Source organism: Microlunatus sp. GCM10028923 (assembly GCF_042666975.1).
Classification (GTDB): Bacteria; Actinomycetota; Actinomycetes; order Propionibacteriales; family Propionibacteriaceae; genus Microlunatus.
On sequence record NZ_JBHTFF010000018.1, the window covers coordinates 137,037 to 154,750 of the forward strand.

General features: G+C 69.0%; 19 protein-coding genes. 12 read left to right on the forward strand and 7 right to left on the reverse strand.

Annotation, left to right across the window (positions count from 1 at the left end; all coding sequences use genetic code 11):
- Positions 1 to 3: 3 nt before the first annotated feature.
- The gene (gene rpsI / locus ACFQU4_RS32665; RefSeq protein WP_377500287.1) at positions 4 to 519 is read right to left on the reverse strand and encodes a 30S ribosomal protein S9; all 516 of its coding nucleotides are present in this window, start codon (positions 517 to 519) and stop codon (positions 4 to 6) included.
- 20 nt (positions 520 to 539) lie between these two features.
- Positions 540 to 983 (reverse strand): 50S ribosomal protein L13, encoded by a 444-nt coding sequence (rplM, locus tag ACFQU4_RS32670; RefSeq protein WP_377500289.1) that lies wholly within the window; start codon positions 981 to 983, stop codon positions 540 to 542.
- Between the two features lie 246 nt (positions 984 to 1,229).
- Between rplM and ACFQU4_RS32675 the strand changes: the two genes are divergently transcribed.
- Entirely contained in the window at positions 1,230 to 2,510 is a 1,281-nt protein-coding gene (locus ACFQU4_RS32675) for a citrate synthase (RefSeq protein ID WP_377500291.1), read from the forward strand.
- Positions 2,408 to 3,520 (forward strand): phosphotransferase, encoded by a 1,113-nt coding sequence (locus ACFQU4_RS32680; protein ID WP_377500293.1) that lies wholly within the window; start codon positions 2,408 to 2,410, stop codon positions 3,518 to 3,520. Before ACFQU4_RS32675 ends, ACFQU4_RS32680 begins: the two co-directional genes overlap by 103 nt.
- Here ACFQU4_RS32680 and ACFQU4_RS32685 read toward each other — a convergent pair.
- Positions 3,495 to 4,058, reverse strand: a complete 564-nt coding sequence (locus tag ACFQU4_RS32685) for a GNAT family N-acetyltransferase (protein ID WP_377500295.1) — start codon at positions 4,056 to 4,058, stop codon at positions 3,495 to 3,497. The two genes, ACFQU4_RS32680 and ACFQU4_RS32685, sit on opposite strands and share 26 nt — an antisense overlap.
- A 229-nt stretch (positions 4,059 to 4,287) precedes the next feature.
- Between ACFQU4_RS32685 and ACFQU4_RS32690 the strand changes: the two genes are divergently transcribed.
- The 4 genes from ACFQU4_RS32690 to ACFQU4_RS32705 all read left to right on the forward strand — a co-directional run bounded on the left by ACFQU4_RS32690 (position 4,288) and on the right by ACFQU4_RS32705 (position 7,876).
- Positions 4,288 to 4,995 (forward strand): ThuA domain-containing protein, encoded by a 708-nt coding sequence (locus tag ACFQU4_RS32690; protein ID WP_377500297.1) that lies wholly within the window; start codon positions 4,288 to 4,290, stop codon positions 4,993 to 4,995.
- On the forward strand, positions 4,992 to 6,095 hold the full coding sequence (locus ACFQU4_RS32695) for a Gfo/Idh/MocA family protein (protein WP_377500299.1): 1,104 nt from the start codon (positions 4,992 to 4,994) through the stop codon (positions 6,093 to 6,095). The genes ACFQU4_RS32690 and ACFQU4_RS32695 overlap by 4 nt, the downstream gene beginning before the upstream one ends.
- Positions 6,096 to 6,171: 76 nt before the next feature.
- A complete protein-coding gene (locus ACFQU4_RS32700; protein WP_377500301.1) occupies positions 6,172 to 7,179 on the forward strand; it encodes a hypothetical protein in 1,008 nt (335 codons plus the stop codon).
- Between the two features lie 34 nt (positions 7,180 to 7,213).
- A complete protein-coding gene (locus tag ACFQU4_RS32705) occupies positions 7,214 to 7,876 on the forward strand; it encodes a hypothetical protein (RefSeq protein WP_377500303.1) in 663 nt (220 codons plus the stop codon).
- A 10-nt stretch (positions 7,877 to 7,886) separates the two neighbouring features.
- Here the strand turns inward: ACFQU4_RS32705 and ACFQU4_RS32710 are convergent, their stop codons facing one another.
- Positions 7,887 to 8,651 carry a hypothetical protein gene (locus tag ACFQU4_RS32710; protein ID WP_377500305.1) on the reverse strand — a complete coding sequence of 255 codons (765 nt, stop codon included), beginning with the start codon at positions 8,649 to 8,651 and terminating at the stop codon, positions 7,887 to 7,889.
- A 143-nt stretch (positions 8,652 to 8,794) separates the two neighbouring features.
- On the opposite strand from ACFQU4_RS32710, the gene ACFQU4_RS32715 reads away from it, so the two are divergent.
- Genes ACFQU4_RS32715 through ACFQU4_RS32730 form a run of 4 tightly spaced genes read left to right on the forward strand, consistent with a single transcriptional unit; the run spans position 8,795 to position 10,470 of the window.
- Positions 8,795 to 8,944 (forward strand): hypothetical protein, encoded by a 150-nt coding sequence (locus ACFQU4_RS32715; protein WP_377500307.1) that lies wholly within the window; start codon positions 8,795 to 8,797, stop codon positions 8,942 to 8,944.
- Positions 8,916 to 9,278 carry an HD domain-containing protein gene (locus ACFQU4_RS32720; RefSeq protein WP_377500309.1) on the forward strand — a complete coding sequence of 121 codons (363 nt, stop codon included), beginning with the start codon at positions 8,916 to 8,918 and terminating at the stop codon, positions 9,276 to 9,278. Before ACFQU4_RS32715 ends, ACFQU4_RS32720 begins: the two co-directional genes overlap by 29 nt.
- Positions 9,275 to 9,661, forward strand: a complete 387-nt coding sequence (locus tag ACFQU4_RS32725) for a nuclear transport factor 2 family protein (protein ID WP_377500311.1) — start codon at positions 9,275 to 9,277, stop codon at positions 9,659 to 9,661. Before ACFQU4_RS32720 ends, ACFQU4_RS32725 begins: the two co-directional genes overlap by 4 nt.
- Positions 9,658 to 10,470, forward strand: a complete 813-nt coding sequence (locus ACFQU4_RS32730) for a helix-turn-helix domain-containing protein (RefSeq protein WP_377500313.1) — start codon at positions 9,658 to 9,660, stop codon at positions 10,468 to 10,470. Before ACFQU4_RS32725 ends, ACFQU4_RS32730 begins: the two co-directional genes overlap by 4 nt.
- Here ACFQU4_RS32730 and ACFQU4_RS32735 read toward each other — a convergent pair whose 3' ends face one another.
- The 3 genes from ACFQU4_RS32735 to ACFQU4_RS32745 all read right to left on the reverse strand — a co-directional run bounded on the left by ACFQU4_RS32735 (position 10,471) and on the right by ACFQU4_RS32745 (position 14,249).
- Positions 10,471 to 12,237: an alginate lyase family protein gene (locus tag ACFQU4_RS32735; protein ID WP_377500315.1), complete on the reverse strand. Its 1,767-nt coding sequence runs from the start codon at positions 12,235 to 12,237 to the stop codon at positions 10,471 to 10,473.
- Between the two features lie 102 nt (positions 12,238 to 12,339).
- On the reverse strand, positions 12,340 to 13,449 hold the full coding sequence (locus tag ACFQU4_RS32740) for a substrate-binding domain-containing protein (RefSeq protein WP_377500317.1): 1,110 nt from the start codon (positions 13,447 to 13,449) through the stop codon (positions 12,340 to 12,342).
- A 35-nt stretch (positions 13,450 to 13,484) separates the two neighbouring features.
- Positions 13,485 to 14,249: an SDR family NAD(P)-dependent oxidoreductase gene (locus ACFQU4_RS32745; RefSeq protein WP_377500319.1), complete on the reverse strand. Its 765-nt coding sequence runs from the start codon at positions 14,247 to 14,249 to the stop codon at positions 13,485 to 13,487.
- 78 nt (positions 14,250 to 14,327) lie between these two features.
- Between ACFQU4_RS32745 and ACFQU4_RS32750 the strand changes: the two genes are divergently transcribed.
- Both ACFQU4_RS32750 and ACFQU4_RS32755 read left to right on the forward strand, forming a co-directional pair.
- Complete coding sequence (locus ACFQU4_RS32750; RefSeq protein ID WP_377500321.1) at positions 14,328 to 16,907, forward strand: hypothetical protein; 2,580 nt, start codon at positions 14,328 to 14,330, stop codon at positions 16,905 to 16,907.
- Positions 16,904 to 17,344, forward strand: coding sequence for a hypothetical protein (locus ACFQU4_RS32755; protein WP_377500323.1), 441 nt, complete (start codon positions 16,904 to 16,906; stop codon positions 17,342 to 17,344). The genes ACFQU4_RS32750 and ACFQU4_RS32755 overlap by 4 nt, the downstream gene beginning before the upstream one ends.
- Positions 17,345 to 17,714: the final 370 nt, after the last annotated feature.

Here is a 17,714-nt window from a genome sequence, read left to right on the forward strand (position 1 = left end):
ACGTCAGCGCTTGCTGTACTGAGGAGCCTTACGGGCCTTCTTCAGGCCGGCCTTCTTGCGTTCCTTGATCCGGGCGTCCCGGGTCAGCATGCCGGCCTTCTTCAGCGCGGACCGGCTGGCCTCGGCGTCGACGGCGTTCAGCGAGCGGGCAATGCCGAGGCGAACCGCGCCGGCCTGTCCGGTGATGCCGCCACCGTGGACCCGGGCGATCACGTCGTAGGAGCCCTCGACCCCGGCGGTGCCGAACGGCTCCGACGCGATCTGCTGGTGCACCTTGTTGGGGAAGTACTCCTCAAGGGTGCGCCCGTTGATCTTCCAGGTGCCGGTGCCCGGGACGATCCGGATCCGGGCGATGGCCTCCTTGCGGCGACCGGTCGCCGCAGCGGCGGCCACGACGGCCGGACGGCTGGTCGGGCCGGTGGCCTGCGGGTTGGCCTCGGAGCGGTAGGCGATCTCGCGGTCGCCCTCGGTAAACGGGCGAACCTCGTCGTCCAGGTTCTCGGTCACTGTTTCGGACACGGTCGAAGAGCTTCCTGTCTTTACTGGCTGATCTTGGTGATCTGGAACGGCTGCGGCTTCTGGGCCGTGTGCGGATGCTCCGGACCCGAGTAGACCTTGAGCTTCTTGATCAGCTTCCGGGACAGCCGATTCTTCGGCAACATGCCCCAGACGGCCTGCTCCACCGCCTTGCGCGGGTCGGTGTCGAGCAGCTTTCCGTACGCGATGGACTTGAGCCCACCGGGCCGGCCGGAATGCCGGTAGCTGATCTTGTCCTCGCGCTTGTTGCCGGTGAGCGCGATCTTCGACGCGTTCACGACCACGACGAAGTCACCTCCGTCGACATGCGGCGCAAACGTCGACTTGTGCTTACCCCGGAGCAGCGTGGCCGCAGTCACGGCGAGCTTGCCCAGCACGAGGTCATCGGCGTCGATGACGTGCCATTCACGGGTGACCTCACCCGGTTTGGGACTGTACGTGGACACTCCTCGCCCTGCCAATCTCTCTCTGGTGTTGCTGCTGAAGGATCCCCTGCGGGCACCCCCGGACTCCCGGACGGTGCATGATGCAAGGAAGTGAGTGCGCATTGGCGCAACAGCGGTCAAGGTTACCGGCCCCTCGGATGCCGGTCAAAACGGCCGATTTCGGTGGCCCGTAGACTGCTGCGTGAGCCAGCGCACATCGCCATCCCCCGCTGGCCACTCGCCGCTACGCCCGCGTAGGTTGTCGCCATGACCGAGTCGCTCACCGTACGGGACAACCGCACCGGCAAGGATTATGAGCTGGAGATCACGGACGGCACCATCCGCGCCGCCGACCTGAAACAGATCGCCGTCGACGGACAGCCCGGACTGGCGACGTACGACCCCGGATTCGTCAACACTTCTTCCTGCCGCAGCGCCATCACCTACATCGACGGTGAGGCCGGCATCCTGGAATACCGCGGCTACCCGATCGAGCAGCTGGCCGAGTCCTCGACCTACCTCGAGGTGGCCTACCTGCTGCTGAACGGTGAGTTGCCGACGACCGATCAGCTGGCCGAATGGACGCACGAGGTCACGTACCACACGTTCGTGCACGAGAACCTGAAGCAGTTCATCCAGGGCTTCCGCTACGACGCGCATCCGATGGCGATGCTGATGGCCGGCGTGAGCGCGCTGTCCACGTTCTACCCCGAGGCCGTCCAGATCGACGACGCCGAGAACCGGCAGCTGCAGATCACCCGGATGATCGCCAAGATGCCGACCCTCGGTGCGTTCGCGTTCCGGCACCAGCAGGGCAAGCCGTACATCTACCCGGACAACGGCCTCTCCTATACGGCGAACTTCCTGGCCATGCTGTTCAAGATGAGCGAGCCGGAGTACAAGGCGGACCCGCGACTGGTCCAGGCCCTCGAGGTGCTGTTCATCCTGCACGCCGATCACGAGCAGAACGCCTCCGCCAACGCGGTGCGTGCAGTCGGTTCGACCGAGGTCGACCCCTACTCCGCCGTCGCCGCCGGCATCGCCGCGCTGTACGGCCCGCTGCACGGCGGCGCCAACGAGGCGGTGCTGCGGATGCTGCGCCGGATCGGCTCCACCGACAACATCCCCGGCTTCATCGAGGGTGTGAAGGCCGGCAAGGAACGGCTGATGGGCTTCGGCCACCGGGTCTACAAGAACTACGACCCGCGGGCCAAGATCATCAAGAAGGCCTGCGACGACGTCTTCGAGGTGACCGGGGTCAACCCGCTGCTCAAGATCGCCCGCGAGCTGGAGAAGATCGCGCTGGAGGACGAGTACTTCGTCTCCCGCAAGCTCTACCCCAACGTCGACTTCTACTCGGGGCTGATCTACGAGGCACTGCAGTTCCCGCCGGAGATGTTCACCGTGCTGTTCGCGATCCCGCGCACCTCGGGCTGGCTGGCCCAGTGGTCGGAGTTGATCACCGATCCGGAGCAGAAGATCGCCCGGCCGAAGCAGATCTACACCGGGCACCGGACCCGCGAGTTCGTGCCGATCGGGCAGCGCTGACCGAGCACCCCCGTCGCGCGGAACTCTCGGCCGACGGCACGCAGTACTACGACGGCCCCGACTGGGGCTGGCAGGATCTCTGGCTGACCGCGGACCAGGTCTTCGCCTTCTGTACCGAGGATCGGGGCCTGCCCGCGACGCAGGTCGGGCTGCTGGCCGAGGGCCTGCTCAACCAGTCCTGGAAGATCGAGTGTTCCGATCATGATCGGGTGCTCCGGGTCGGGCGGTCCGAGCGGACTCCCGAGCAGGTGGCGTACGAACTCCCGGTGGTCCGGGCCTGGGCCGAGGCCGTTCCGGTGGTGGTCGCGGCCGAACACCAGGACGTGCCGGTCGTCGACGGTCGGGTGCTGACGCTCTTCCCTTACGTGGAAGGCTTCTCCGGCCTCTCGATGGCCAGCCCCGACCGGACCCGGGAACTGATCCCGGTGGTCGCCGCGATGCACCGCGTATCCCTCGGGCTCGACCTCGCCCAACGGCCGGGCTTCACCTCGATCGACGAACAGCCGCGCTGGCCCGACTGGACCGTGGCCCGTCCGGCGGTGATCGACCGGTTCGGCAGCGGTGCCGAGATCCTCGGACCGGTGACCGTGATCGACCGGGCGATCGAGGAGCTTGATCGACAGCTGGACGACTGGACCCGGTCCGGCCGGCTCGCCGCTCGGGCACCGATCCACGGCGACCTGAATCCGCGCAACCAGCTCTACCTCGAGGACAGCCTGGTCGCGATCATCGACACCGACGACCTCCGCGTCGATCCCCTGGTCTGGGAGGTCGCCAACCTCGCCTACACCGACCTCGACGTGGATCCAGGCCGGGTCTGGCGTGACTACCTCGAGGCCGGCGGACCGCTCGAGGCGGCCGACGAGGATCTGCTGCTGCCCTTCGCCCGGCTGGGCGTGCTGGGCGAACTCCGCTGGCTCACCGACGCCGACGGAGCCGCGATCCACACCGCCGACCAGACCCTGTTCGACCTGGCCGCCGCGCTCACCGGTCGGCCGACCCGCGACTGAGCCATTCCGGAGCCAGCACCGACCAGACCTCCAGGTCGAGCCGCTCGCCGTCCGGATGCCGATAGACCTGCCGCAGTACGCCCTCGCGCACCATGCCGAGCCGCTGGGCGACCGCGATGCTGGCCGTGTTGCCGGTGGCGGCCATCCACTCCACCCGGTGGATGCCGCGTTCCCTGATCGCCCAGTCGATGATCATCCGGGACGCCCGGGTGACCAGGCCGCGGCCGACCGCCGACGGCTCCAGCCAGCAGCCCGCCTCGGCCGTTCCCTGCTGGACGTCCATCACCCGGAACAGCACCCCGCCGACCAGGGTCCCGTCGACCCGGATGCCGTAGATCCGCCCGGCGTCGTCGCGGGCCTTGTCGGCGTACGAACGGAGGAAGGAGCGGGCCGACTCGAGGTCGTGGACGGCGTGGGCGAGCCCGATGTAGCGGCCGATGAATTCCCGGCCCCGGTCCAGGTGGGCCAGCAACTCCTCGGCCTGCCACGGCTCCAGCGGGCTCAGCTCGGCGTCGGTTCCCAGCGACTTCGTGAACAAGGGCTCCTCCTGACTCGCGGCGACCCGGTCATTCTCGCGTCGCGTTGTCGCGAAAGTCCCTCCAGGTGGGCGGTACGGCCCCGAAAAGGGCCGGAACGGCCACAGCGAGGGACCTTCGCGACCTGGGCCGACGGGACCCGTCCCGTGAGCCGGACCTGCGCTGCCACCACGGGGTACGGTCTGAAAGGATTCAGGCTGCAGTACGAAGCTTTGGAGGTGAAGGGGGACGATGACTACGACAGGGAAACGGACCGCGCTGGTGGTCCGAGGCGGCTGGGACGGGCATGCGCCGGTTCAGGCGACCGACCTCTTCATTCCGCATCTGGTCGACAACGGCTTCGCGGTCCGGGTCGAGGACTCGCCGGCGATCTACGCCGACACCGACTACCTCGCGAGCGTCGATCTGATCATGCAGTGCATGACGATGAGCACGATCGAACATGATCAGCTCGCGGGGCTGCGCGGCGCGATCGCGGCCGGCACCGGGTTCGCCGGCTGGCACGGCGGCATCGCGGACTCGTACCGCAACAGCAGCGACTACCTGCACCTGGTCGGCGGCCAGTTCGCCTGCCATCCCGGCAAGCCCGCCGCCGAGCACGTGCCGGGCGATCCGGCCAACAACTTCGTGCCGTACGTGATCAACATCCGGCCCGAGGCCGCGACCCACCCGATCGTGGCCGGGATCGAGGACTTCGAACTGGTCACCGAGCAGTACTGGGTGCTGTCGGACGACTACGTCGACGTGCTGGCCACCACGACGCAGAAGGTCCGCGACGGCGACCCGTGGAACCGCGAGGTGACCTCGCCGGCGATCTGGACCCGGACCTGGGGCGAGGGCAAGATCTTCGTCGCGACGCCCGGGCACAGCGTCGACGTGCTGCAGAATCCGTCGGTGAAGACGATCGTCGAGCGCGGCCTGCTGTGGGCGTCCCGATGAGCGCCGGCGGAAGGGCGCGGGTCGGCCTGATCGGCTGCGGCGCGATCAGCGGCGCCTATCTCGGAACCCTGCCCCGGTTGCGGAATCTCGAGCTGGTCGCCGTTGCCGATCTTGATCCGGAACGGGCCAAGGCCGCTGCCACCGCCTACCCGGGAGCCCGTCCGATGGGCGTCGACGAGCTGCTCGCGGCGCCCGAGGTCGACCTGGTGCTCAACCTGACCATCCCGGCCGCACACGTCGAGATCGCCGAGGCCGCGATCGCCGCCGGCAAGAGCGTGTACGGCGAGAAGCCGCTGACCGCGACGGTCGAGGAGGCCCGCCGGGTGCTGGCCGCCGCCGACGCCGCCGGGGTACGGGTCGGCAGCGCCCCGGACACCGTGCTCGGCACCGGCACCCAGACCGCTCGGGCCGCGATCGACTCCGGCCTGATCGGGGCACCGATCGCCGCGACCGCGACCATGGTGACGCCGGGTCACGAGCGCTGGCACCCGAACCCGGACTTCTACTACCAGCCGGGCGGCGGTCCGCTGCTGGACATGGGTCCGTACTACCTGAGCTCGCTGGTCACGCTGCTCGGCGACGTCGAGTCGGTGATCGGGGCCGGCAGCCGGACCCGGGACAGCCGAGTGATCGGGAGCGGGCCGCGGGCCGGCGAGACGATCGGGGTGTCCGTCGACTCGCACGTGACGGGCGTGCTGACGCATTCCTCCGGCGCCCTCTCGACGCTGGTGATGAGCTTCGACTCGGTGGCCAGCCACGCCGCGCGGATCGAGGTGCACGGCGAGCTGGGGTCGCTGAACGTACCGGATCCGAACCGGTTCGACGGCGACGTGGAGCTGCACGGCCTTGCCGACAAGGGCTGGCGGACGCTCGACGTCTCGGCCGGCTACCGCAACGCCAGCCGCGGGTACGGTCTCGCCGACCTGGTCGCCACGCCCGCCGGCACCGAGCCCCGGGCCGGTGGCAAGCTCGCGTTCCACGTGCTCGAGGTGATGGAGTCCCTGCTGGCCTCGGCGCAGTCGGGGCAGCGGGTCGAGATCCAGTCCCGGGTGGAGCGGCCGGCGCCGGTGCCCCTGGGCGACGGAGACTTCACCGGCTGAGCCTTCACCCGCCGGACCGGGCCGATCACCCCCGCGGGGGAATCCGGCCGCGACGGGTCCGGGCGAGGCTGGGGGCATGGAACGCTCACTGCCCGCCCGGATCGGCCTCGCCCGCAGCGCCGCCGCCGGCTGTGCCCTCTCGGCCGCAGGCTTCCTGGTCCTGATCATCACCGGCCTCGGCGAGACCGCGCCGGGGATGCCGCTCGCGCCGCGACCGATCGCCGCACTGGGGGCGGCTGCCGCTGCGGTGGCGATCATCCTGATCCGGGACCGGACCCGGCCGGTGCTGTTGATCACCGCCCTGGCCGCCCTGCTGATCATGGCCGCCGGGAGCGCCGCCGCGATCCCGCACACCGCCCTGATGTTGATCATCATGACGATCGGCCTGGTCACTCAGGTGAGCGGCCCGTTCGTCATCGATCCGCCCGTGTTGACCATGATCACGCACCTGATCACCGCCACGGCCGCCTTCCTCGGCGGGGCGTGGCTGCTCGGCCGCTGGCGCGCGCTGCGCGGGGTCTGCCCGTCCTGCGGCCGGGTCGAGGCTGTCGTACCGCCGGTCCGTTCGCGCTGGGTGCCGGCGCTGGCCGCCATGGCCGTCGCCGGCGCGCTGCCGTACGGACTGCTCAAGCTGGCCTGGGGACTCGGCTTCAAGATCGGGCTGCCCGGGCACGGGTTCGACAGCGTGTCCTTCGGCTCACCGGGTTTCGGCGACACCGCGCTGCTGACCGGGCTGTCGATCATCGCCTCGGTGCTGATGGGACTGCGGCTGCGCCGGCGCCTGATCCGGCTCGCGTTGATCTTCGTCGGCACGGTCGGCTCGTTCATGCTGGTCCCGGTCGGAGTGATCGGAGCGATCACCGGACTGATCCCCGCGGCGCTGGGGCTGCGGCAGATCGGGGACGCGGAGATCGCCGGCTGGGCGTACGTCGTGGTGTACGGCAGCTTCGCGGTCTGGGGTCTCGGCCTGTGCCTGCTGACCATCCGGTACGCCCGCGGCACCCGGCCGGACTGCCGGTCGCATCGGGCGACAGCGGCGGCCGACGCTGGCAGGATGGAGCCCGTCACCCCCACCCCGGCCTGAGCCACCTCGGGCCGGCGCAGCCGAGGAGGACGCCTTGCCCGACGCCACCCCCGACACCGAGCTGCCGGAGCCGGTCCCGCCCGGCGTGCGGGCCCAGCTGCTGTCCACCGAACACTGGAGCCTGCTCGCCACCCGCGGGCTGTCCTGGAACGAGAGCTTCAGCCGGGCCAGCTGGTTCATGACCGTGGTGTCGGCCGCGGTCGTGGCGATCGCCCTGGTCGCGGACAGCACCGACTTCGGCACCGGCTTCCGCGTCTTCGCCCTGCTGATCATCCCGCTGCTGGTGATCATCGGCATCGCCACGGTGGTCCGGCTGGTGCAACTGGACGCCGTCGACGTCGGGCTGGTCGCCGGGATGAACCGGCTGCGCCGCGGCTACCTCGACATCGCCCCGGAACTCGAGCCGTACTTCGTCACCGGGCACCGGGAGGACCTGGCCGGCCTCATGCAGACGTACGGCGGCCGGCGGACCCGGATCCCCGCCATCCAGTACCTGTCCAGCATCGCCCTCCTGGTCAGCGTGATCATCGCCGTCCTGGTCGGCGCCATGATCGGCCTGATCGCCGACACCGCCGGCGCCGCGCTCGCGGTCGCCGTCATCCTCGGCGTGATCACCGCCGCCGCGGCCCTGGCCGTGATCGTCGTCCTGGTGGTGCGCCACGTCCGTACCTCCTGGCCGTCCGGGCCGGCCACCTGACCACGTTCGCTCAGAGCACCGGAAAGCCCGGGGGCTCTCCCGCACAGCTGAGCACCCAAGGCAGCCGGCGCTCGCAGCCCACATCGACGGAGCTCTCCGGTGAACTGACCCGGTAGACCACGTAGGTCTCCGCCGCCATCGGTCCGCCGACGCCCGGGGTCACCCGCGCGGCTGCCGGGTCGTCGGGGGTGGGAACCGCGCAGCTGTCCGGGTGTTCGGCCGGTGGGTCTCCGTCGGGGTTCACCCACCACAGCGCCGTCCCGTACTCGGCGGGTCGGCCGGCACCGTAGTCGGGCGTCAGGACGTCGTGGAGGATCTCCGAGCAGCTGGGTGACCCCGCGGTGTCCCCGCCGAGGAGGTCGGCAACGTCTTCCGCGCCGCTGGCGCCCGACGGCGATGGGTAGATCTCGTACGCCAGCAGCGAGCACCGCTGCCAGTAGAACATCACCACGTCCTGCTCACCGTCACCATCGCTGTAGCGCGGCGAGAGCCAGCAGGAGACCTGCGTCCACGAACGAACCGGGGCGCCCAGGTCCGCCAACGGAGATCGGAACTCGTCCTGTTTGGCGAGCAATTCCGGGCGCCCGGTCGCGACCTGGTCGACGAGCTTCCGCGCGGCGTCGGCATGGACGGCCCGGAAGACCGGGCCCGGAACGATCATGACGAGCGCCAACGCCACCAGGACGACGAGCACCCTGATCGTCCAGCGGCGAAGCGGTGACGGGCGCTCCTCCGCCGACAGCTCCTGGGCCTCGCCCAGGTCGGTCGGTGTCATGGGTTGACGTGACCGAACGTGAGGTAGCCCCGGCCGACTTCAAGCTGCTTCGCCCCCATCACCACGGCACGACGATACCGGCAGGCGATCCGGCCGCGGTCGCGGATATCGTGACGAGACAGGTGTGCGAGCGACGGAGGACCATGATCAACGACCCGGCTGCGGCGGTGGCGAGCTTCGCGTACGAGCTCGGAGTGTTGAAGCGGCTGCGCCGGGCCGGCTGGTGGCAGGTCGGCGTCCGGGACCCGGAAGTACCTCGCGGCGATGCCGGACCACGAGCAGATCACCCGTGATCAACTCGCGGCGATCCCGGACAGGTTGTCGAAGTCGATCTTGGACGCGGCGATCGAATACGAGGCGGCCGAGACCCGGGAGGCGATCTGCGCCCGGGACGCCGACAAGCTCGAATGCCTGATCCAGGCCGTCGAATACCGGCACGCCGGGCATCAGAACGTGCAGAACTGGATCGACACGTCGCGCCGCTCGCTGCGCACCCCCTCGCCGCCCGCGTCGCCGACGCCGCCCTCGACCTGTCCCCGCTCACCTGGCTGCAGACCGGCACCTGATGATCATGAAATCCCGGTTCATGGACGACTCCCGGCGCCGCTGACACACTCGGCGACATGAGCGAGAAGAAGCAGATCGTGATGACCGCGATGACGGAGCTGATCGGCAAGGGAAACCTGGCCGCCGTCGAACCGCTGCTCCGGGCCGACTTCGTCGACCACAACCCTCAGGTGGCCACGACGTCCCGGGCGGCCTGGCTGGACAACTTCCGCGACTTTCCGTTGCGGGAGATGAAGATCGACATCCAACAGCTGGTCGCCGAGGGGGACTACGTGACCATGTTCTCCCGCCGTTGGCTGCCCGGCGGCGACGTGATCGCAGTCGCCGACGTCTTCCGGTTCGCCGGCGAGCTGGTCGCCGAGCACTGGGAGGTCGTCCAGCCGCTCGGCGACGATGACCCGAATCCGCTGGCGACGCTCGGATCCGTACCGGCGCGCGGATGACGCAGACGGTCGGTTGGCTGCTGCGGGAGTGGCGGCACCGTCGCGGGCTCAGCCAACTCGATCTTGCTCTCGCGGCCGACGTCTCCGCGCGGCACGTGAGTCTCGTCGAGACCGGCCGGTCGAATCCGAGCGCCGACATGGTGCTGCGGCTGGCGGCCGAGCTCGAGGTGCCGCTCCGCGACCGCAACCGCCTCCTGGTCGCCGCCGGCTACGCGCCGCGCTATCGCCAGCGCCCGCTGGCGGGGCCCGCGCTGGCGGCCGCGCGGGACGCCGTGACGCGGGTGCTGACGGCCCACGAGCCCTATCCGGCGATCGTCTTCGACCGGCACTGGAACATCGTGACGACCAACGAGACCGCGGCCGCCGTCCTCGCGGCCGCGGTCGACCCGTCGGCGGCTGCCCCGGCCAACATGGTGCGGCTCGCCCTCACCCCTGGTGAGCTGCGGTCGCGGATCGTCAACTTCCCGGAGGTTCGGGCGTTCTTCCGGTCCCGGCTGTCCCGGCAGCTGGCCCGCACCGGCGACCCGGCCATCGAGGCGCTTTACCAGGAGTTCTTCGCCGAGTCCGCGGCGGAGGACCTCCCAGCGGCCGAGTTCGACGTCGTCATCCCGATGATCATCCGGTACGCCGGTCACGAGCTGCAGCTGTTCTCGACGATCACGACGTTCGGCACGCCCCAGGACATCACCCTCGACGAGATCTCCGTCGAGTCCTACTATCCGGCCGACGACCGGACCGCCGCGACGCTGCGTTCCCTGGCCGAGACCCGGCGACCGACCGGAGTTGATCATGAGCGGGCCGGCGACTGATCAGCCGACCACCTTGATCGAGTCGATCGACACGGTGCCGGTCGAGGTGCCCTGGACCGGGTCGATCCGGAGCTGCCGGATCCGGCCGGTCCACTTGGGGTTCTGCTTCAGATCGATCAGATACGTCTGGTACTCGGCGTCGTTCGCGGTCACGGTGATCGTGGCCCGCTTGACGCCGTCGATGACGGGATCGTCGTCGGTGCTGAAGTAGATCACCAGTTGCGTGTCCGCGGTCTGGTTCCGCATCCGTACCTCGACCTGCCCGTAGTCGGCGGTCGGGAGCCCGAGCAGGTCCGGGGTCACTACGCCGGGGTCGTCCTGGTTCACGGTCAGGTTCAGCGCGCCGCCGGCCACGGTGGCCGGCGCCTTCCGTACGGTCACGGCCTCGAAGTCGCCGTCCTGGTCGAACGTCCAGCTCGACTTCCCGGACGCGGGATAGAGATGCTCGGACACGGCCAGGTCGTCCAGCCCGTCGGTCAGCGGCAGGGTCCAGCCGAAGGTCTGGTGATCATTGATGAACCGGGCCCGGTCGAAGGACTCGAGGACCTGCCGCGCGTCCCGGTTCCTGCGGTACTCGCGGTGGGCGAGTTCGTACAGCGTCACCAGGTTGTAGTCGATGTTGCTGGCGACGTAGTAGCCGGTCCGGGCACCCGGGTCCGCCGTCATCAGGAAGTCGTCGTAGAGCTTGAACGGCAGTTCGAGGTTCTCCCCGCGCGGACCGACGTAGGTGAACCAGTCGCGGGATCCGTTGTTCTTGGCGATGTCGGCCTGCAGGACGAGCAGTTGCAGGTGCAGGAAGGTGTAGTGCAGCCCGTGTCCCTGGGTGGTCCGGCTCCGGTCCCAGATCTCACCCGGCTCCGGCATCGGCGCGCCCGCGGTGTAGGTGGGATCCCCCTTGTAGAGATCGCCGTTCGCCACGCCGCCACCAAGATCATCGGGCATCACGATCGCGCCGTTGATCAACTCCCGGAGATCTTTGTCGTTCTTCCCCGAGTCCAGCTGCTCCTGGATCATCGCGCTGTCGCGGAGCATCGCCCCGATGGCCAGCAGCCCCAGGTTGTGCGCAGACAGGTGGTTGCTGAAGTAGTTCCCGCCCAGGTAGGTCCCGGGCTCACCGCGATAGCGACAGGTGCCGTAATCGCAGGTGTGCGTCTCGTACCGGAAGATGTTCCGGCTGATCATGGTCGCTTCGGCCATCTTCCGGAACCACTGCTCCATCAGGGTCCGCTCCGCGGCCGGCAGCTGGCTCCACAGCATCGCGTACGTGTCGCCGAAGATCGGGATCACCCGGCCGATCACCAGGCCCATCTGGTGCGGGCTGCCCCAGCCCGGATACTCCCCGTCGATCGCGTCCCGGGCCCAGAGCCGGAGGATCTCCCGGGCTTTGTCGGCGTAGCGGGCGTCGCCGGTGATCCGGGCGGCCAGCGCGAGGCTCCGGGCGTCCTGCGCCTGCGGCCGGGCCTTCCCGAAGTAGGTCTCGTGGTGGTACGACTGCTCCGGCACGTACGTCTTCGTCAGCGCCGCGTCGGCCACCGCCTTCGTCTTCAACCACGAACCGTAGAAGGGTTCCTGGCGTTCGGCGACCCGGCGGATCGCCCGCTCGATCTCCGCCTCGGTCGTGAAGATCACCGGCCGCTGGCCGGACTGGGTGTCCGCAGCCGCGTACGGGGCCGCCGACAAGATCAACATGACCGAGATCATCAGGCACAACACCGCGGTCGCGACCCGGTTCGAGCGCAGCGTCGCGGCGGGCGAGGACTTCATCATCGATTCCTCCGAGTTTCTGCCGTGGAGACGGCACTGGTGAGGCGAGCCTGCACCGGCCCGACGCCGCCGACCAATGACCGGACCGAAACCGGTCAAAAACCGTCACGCGGACGATCGGACCACCAGCCGGGGATGAAGTTCGATCTGCTGGGTCGCGTGCGGCGAGGGGCCGAGCCGGGCGATCCGGCGCAGGCACAACATCACCGCCGTGAAGCCGAGATCCTCCTTGGCCGGGGCGACTGCGGTCAGCGGCAGCTCCTCGCTCGCCAATTCGTCGTCGTACGTGATCACCGCCAGGTCGTCCGGGATCCGCACGCCGGTGGCCCGCGCCGCCTCGAGCAGGTACAGCGCCGCCTCGTCGGGCTGACAGACCACCGCGGTGACCCCCTGCGCCCGCAGCGCGGCCAGGGCCTCGTCGACCAGGCCCGGATGATCAGGATGGTCGATCCGGCCGAGCCAGGGCAGCCGGTGCTCGACCAGCGTCGCCCCGGCGTCGGCCGCGACCGCGCGCAGCCCGGCCAGCGCCGGTTCGAAGGTGGGCGAGGCCGGCCAGCCGAGCATCGCGAGGTGGCGATGGTTCCGGTCGAGCAGATGCTGCCCGGCCAGCCGTCCGCCATGAACATGATCGGAAACCACCGAGTCGACGGCGCGGGTCGAGAACGCCTCCGGAACGCTGCGCTCCAGCAGGACCACCGGCTGCTCGACGCCCTGCAGCGACTCCAGCACCCGGTTGTCACCGAGCCGGTGCAGGTTGGGCGCGACGAGCAGGGCGTCCACCTCGATCTGCAGGAGGGTACGGACGCGTACGGCCTCCTCCAGTTGCGGATCCGGAGCCTCACCCAGCACCAGCCGCAGCCCGGCCAGCTCCGCCGCCCGCTGCGCCCCGGCGAGCACCTTGGCCCAGTAGTAGCCGCGCTGCGGGATCAGCAGCCCGACGGTGCCGGTGCTGCCGGGCCCGTGCCCGCGGCTGGTCCGCAGCCCCAACGCGACCGTACGCAACTCGTCGACGATCGGCCCGTTCGGCTGCCTCTCCTCCACCGTGGTCGCGCCGCCGTGGACCCGGCGCAGCTGGCCCAGCCCCTCCAGCACGGCCAGATCCCGCCGCGCCGTCGACTCCGAGCAGCCCAACCGTGTCATCAGGTCGGTGAGCCGGACCACGCCATGCAGCCTGAGTAACCGCATCACCTCGCGGTGCCGCTCCCGTTCCAACACGGCATCACTCAATCACGCGCGGGGGCGCGGACGGGTCAGCCGCGGCCCTGCAACGCTCCGCCGTTGACCTGGATGATCTGGCCGGTGGTCCAGCCGCCGCCCGGGCCGGCCAGATAGCTCACCGTCGCGGCCACCTCATCGGGCGTGCCGGGACGGCCGAGCGGGATCTGGGCCAGGCGGGACGAGACGACCTGCTCGGTCAGCCGGCCGGCCCAGAACTCCGTCTCCGGGACGAAGCCCGGGGCGATCGCGTTCACGGTGATCCGGTCCGCCGCGAGTTCGGTGGCCAGGCCCATCACCCAGGCGTTCACGGCTCCCTTCGCGGCGCCGTACGCCCCCGGACCGCGGAGCCCGGCGATCGAGCTCATCGCGATGATCCGGGCGCCGGGACGGGTCAGCCGATCCCGCAGCGCCTCGGTGAGCAGCACCGAGGTGAGCACGTTCAGGTCGAAGATGGTCCGCCAGGCGTCGGCGACCCCGTGCAGGCTCGTCGAGTCGCCGTAGGTCGCGCCGCCGCCGGCGTTGAGCACCAGGACGTCGATGGTCGCGCCGGTGCCGAGCTCCTCGGCCACGACGGCCACCTGGTCCGGATCGGCCAGGTCCGCCGACGCGGTGAACACCCGCTCGGAGCCCACGTCTGCGTTGATCCGGTCCGCCGCCTCGGTCAGCACCTCGGCCCGCCGGCCGACGATGGTCACGTCGGCGCCCTCGGCGGCCAGGCGGTGCGCCACGGCCGCCCCGATTCCCGTACCGCCGCCGGTCACCACGGCCCTGCGGCCGATCAGTCCGTCCTCTGCCATGGTTCGACCGTACTGGGCACGGTCTGGCGGCCCTGGGGAGCGTCTGGTTCTATGGTTGCGGGGACGTTGGGAGGTGGGGTGAGGGCGGCAGTCAGCCTGCGGTGGAGTCGCTACCTGGGCGCACTTCTGGCGGCGCTCGCAGTGGTAATGCTGTCGAGCGCGGCTCCGGCCTGGGCTCTGCCGGACGACCCCGAGGCACCGATCCAGAGCGTCTGCGCGACAGACGGGACGGCCGACTACCAGTACCTGCCGGTCGAACGGTGGTCCGGGGCGACCCAGAAGATGCACATCCGGTCCGGCGGCGGCGGTCCGTTCGACTTCGCACCGTTCCAGCGCGAGTTCCAGGGCGGCGCCTTCGCCGTCGGCGACTTCTTCTACTCGGTGACCACGAAGTTCGTCACCTGGTCGACCGAGTTCTGCCCGCTGCAGTCGATCGGCCTGACCATCGACCAGACGGTCGCCCGCTTCGGCGACGCCGTCCTGCAGTCGCCGCTGCTGGCGGGCATCGTCGGGCTCGCCGCGATCGGTCTGCTGATCCGCGGGCTGAAACAGGATCCGGGCTGGCTCATGCGCCTGGTCGTGAAGATGATCATCGTCGCGATCCTGGTGATCATGGTCGTCGGCGCCGGCAGCAGCACGAAGGACGCCTCCGGCCGCTACAAACCGGGCCAGGGATCCCCGGGCTGGTTCGCGACCATGATCGACGAGGCGATCACCGAGATCGCCGCCGCCCCGGCCGCGGCCCTGGAAGGCCCGTCCGCGTACGGCACCGTCGGGGTCGACCAGGACGAGCTGAGCTGCGGCGACTACGTCGACGCCCTGAAGCGGGGGTACGAGTCGTCCGCGCTCGCCAAGGGCGCCGTGATCAAGGCGAAGTCGATCCCGGCCCAGACGGTGTCGAACCTGTGGCAGCTCTCCGGCTACCGGGCCTGGTCGGTCGGGCAGTTCGGCCGCGACAACCTGAACGGCCAGAACCGGGTCGCCTGCCGGATGCTCGACGCCAACGCCGGGATCCCGGCCGGCCTGGAAGCCTTCCCGACCGAAGGCCAGGACGACGCGCAGCACCGGTCGGCCGCTACCCGTACCGCCGTGCTGCGGTTGGCCTCGGACAACCCGAGCGAGCTCGTCGTCAACCCCCGCGCGCCGGCCTGGCGGCCGCTGAACCGGGTGGAGCAGGACAAGGCCTGGATCGCCTGGGCCTCGTGCGTACCGAGCGGCGACAAGCTGGCCAATTTGAAGGCACCGACCGGCTGGCACACCCCGCGCGGGCAGAGCTGGCTGCTGAAGGACGAGGACGAGCGGGCGCAGGCCGAGGAGGGCAAGTCGGAGGACTTCGACAAGGCCTGCTTCGCGTTCTTCAACACCGAGGGCGACTCGGTCGCCTCGATCTTCGACTGGGGCGACGGGGACGGCGAACTCAAGAAGGTCGCCGGCGACATGCCGCACTCGATCTACGACTTCATCTCCGCCCTGCACGGCACCAACCAGGGCGCCAGCAACTCCGCCCTGATCGGCTACGTCCTGTCGGCCCTCGGCGTGGCCGCCGTGTTCGGCACCATCGGCGTGACCATCATGATCGTCAAGGCCGTCGCTGCGTTCATGCTGTTGTCGGCGATCTTCGTCGCGATCATCTGCCTGCTCCCGAACGCCGACAACAACCGGATGATCCAGTTCGTCAAGGTGTACGTCGGCCTCTCCCTCACCGCCGCCTTCGCGATCTTCATCCTGAGCCTGATCACGCTGCTCACCAACGTGATCTTGAACGTGATCAAGGGCTTCACCGGACCGAACTCGGACATGACCCTGATCCTCGGCGGACTGGCCCCGGTGATGGCCGCCATCGCCCTGCACTTCGCCTTCCACAAGGCAGGCATGCCCTCCCCCATGACCGTCAAGGGCGCCATGGCCTGGGGCGGCGCCCTCTCCGGCGGCGCCGGCCTGAGCGCCATCGGCACCGGCACCCAGCAGCTCGTCGAACGCGGCCAGGGACTCCTGCGCCGCCGAGGCCGAGGCGACGACGAGGAAGCGACCAGCAAGGGATCCGCCGGGAAGCTCGGCAAACGCAACTCCGAGCTGAACACCGAACAGGGCCTCCGCCCCAAGGCCGCACCCGGCGGCCCCGTCGGCCCCACCCCCGACGAGATCCTCAACGACCCCGACGCCTCGGAACAGGACATCCGAACAGCACAACGCCGCCGGATGTCCCAGAACTCGATCCGGCTACCTTCTCCGGAGGTAGGGCCAGCGGGGGAACCATCAGGAGCGGCATCGAACGCATCCGCCGCTGAATCCCTTCGGCGGACCGTTCCACCTGCCAAATTCGGATCGGCCGAGAACACTAACTACCGCCAGACTTTCCGCGAAGCACACCCGGACATCGCCGACTCGGTGGTCGTGCACCATGCCGTCGAGCAGCAAGCCATGCGCAAGTACCCAAGTGCCGGCATCACGCCGAATCAGATGCACTCCCTGGAGAACCTGCGCGGCATCCCGAAGGGCGACGTCAACAACAAGGTGCACCTCAGCGGTCTACGGAAGGATTGGAACCGCTTCTACCGTGACAATCCGGAAGCTACTCAGCAGCAATTGCTCGACTATGCCACGAAACTGGACGAGAAGTACGGTAGCCACTTCGACCCGCAGGTAAGGTGGAAATGATCATGGACTACTTCATCCTCGAACCCGAGGTTGCTGGCGGGCTCGGCGACAACACCATCATGGATACATCTGTCCATCCACCTCGGGTAGAACAACTGCACTATGAAATCGACTATGGGTGGCTCGGCGACGAGTTGTTGGAGTCCTATCCCTGCTACATCGTCACCCAGAACCTCGCCAGCAGCCTTGCAACCTCAGGCCTGGGTCGCTTTGAGTTGGACGAAGCCGAAGTGTCACTGACCCCTGAAGCGCAGGAGGAGCACGAGGGAAAAGAGATCCCCCGATTTCAATGGCTTCGAGTCACAGGAATCGCCGGACAAGATGATCTCGGAGTAACATCCAAAGGACAGCTTGTCGTATCCGAGCGAGCCCTCCAAGTCTTGCAGACTGCTGCAGTTGACAACTGCGATATCGAACCCTACACGGCCGATAGGTGATCGGAGCGGCTCGACGCTTCGGCAACTTGCCATTCGCCGGCCCAAACAATCATCGAGCCGTGGAGAGGTGCAGGGATGCCGAGTACGTGTCCGACTGCCAAGTTCGCACACTGGTTCGTAGACCAGGTGCCCGCCGACACGCGCCAGATCTGCATTTCCTCGATTAGGCGAGAGGTGTATGAATCTCTCGCCCACGGGCACCGGGACAGGATGTCCGACACACTCAACGGAACTCCGCGGGAACTGCAGCGCGAGAGTACGCACAATGAGCGCAAAGGCAATTCAGATTGACTGCGAGGAGACTCGACGACTCTTTCAACTGGTCGGTGAGCCCCGCGCCGGACGACCCCGATGCCGAACGCACCACCAG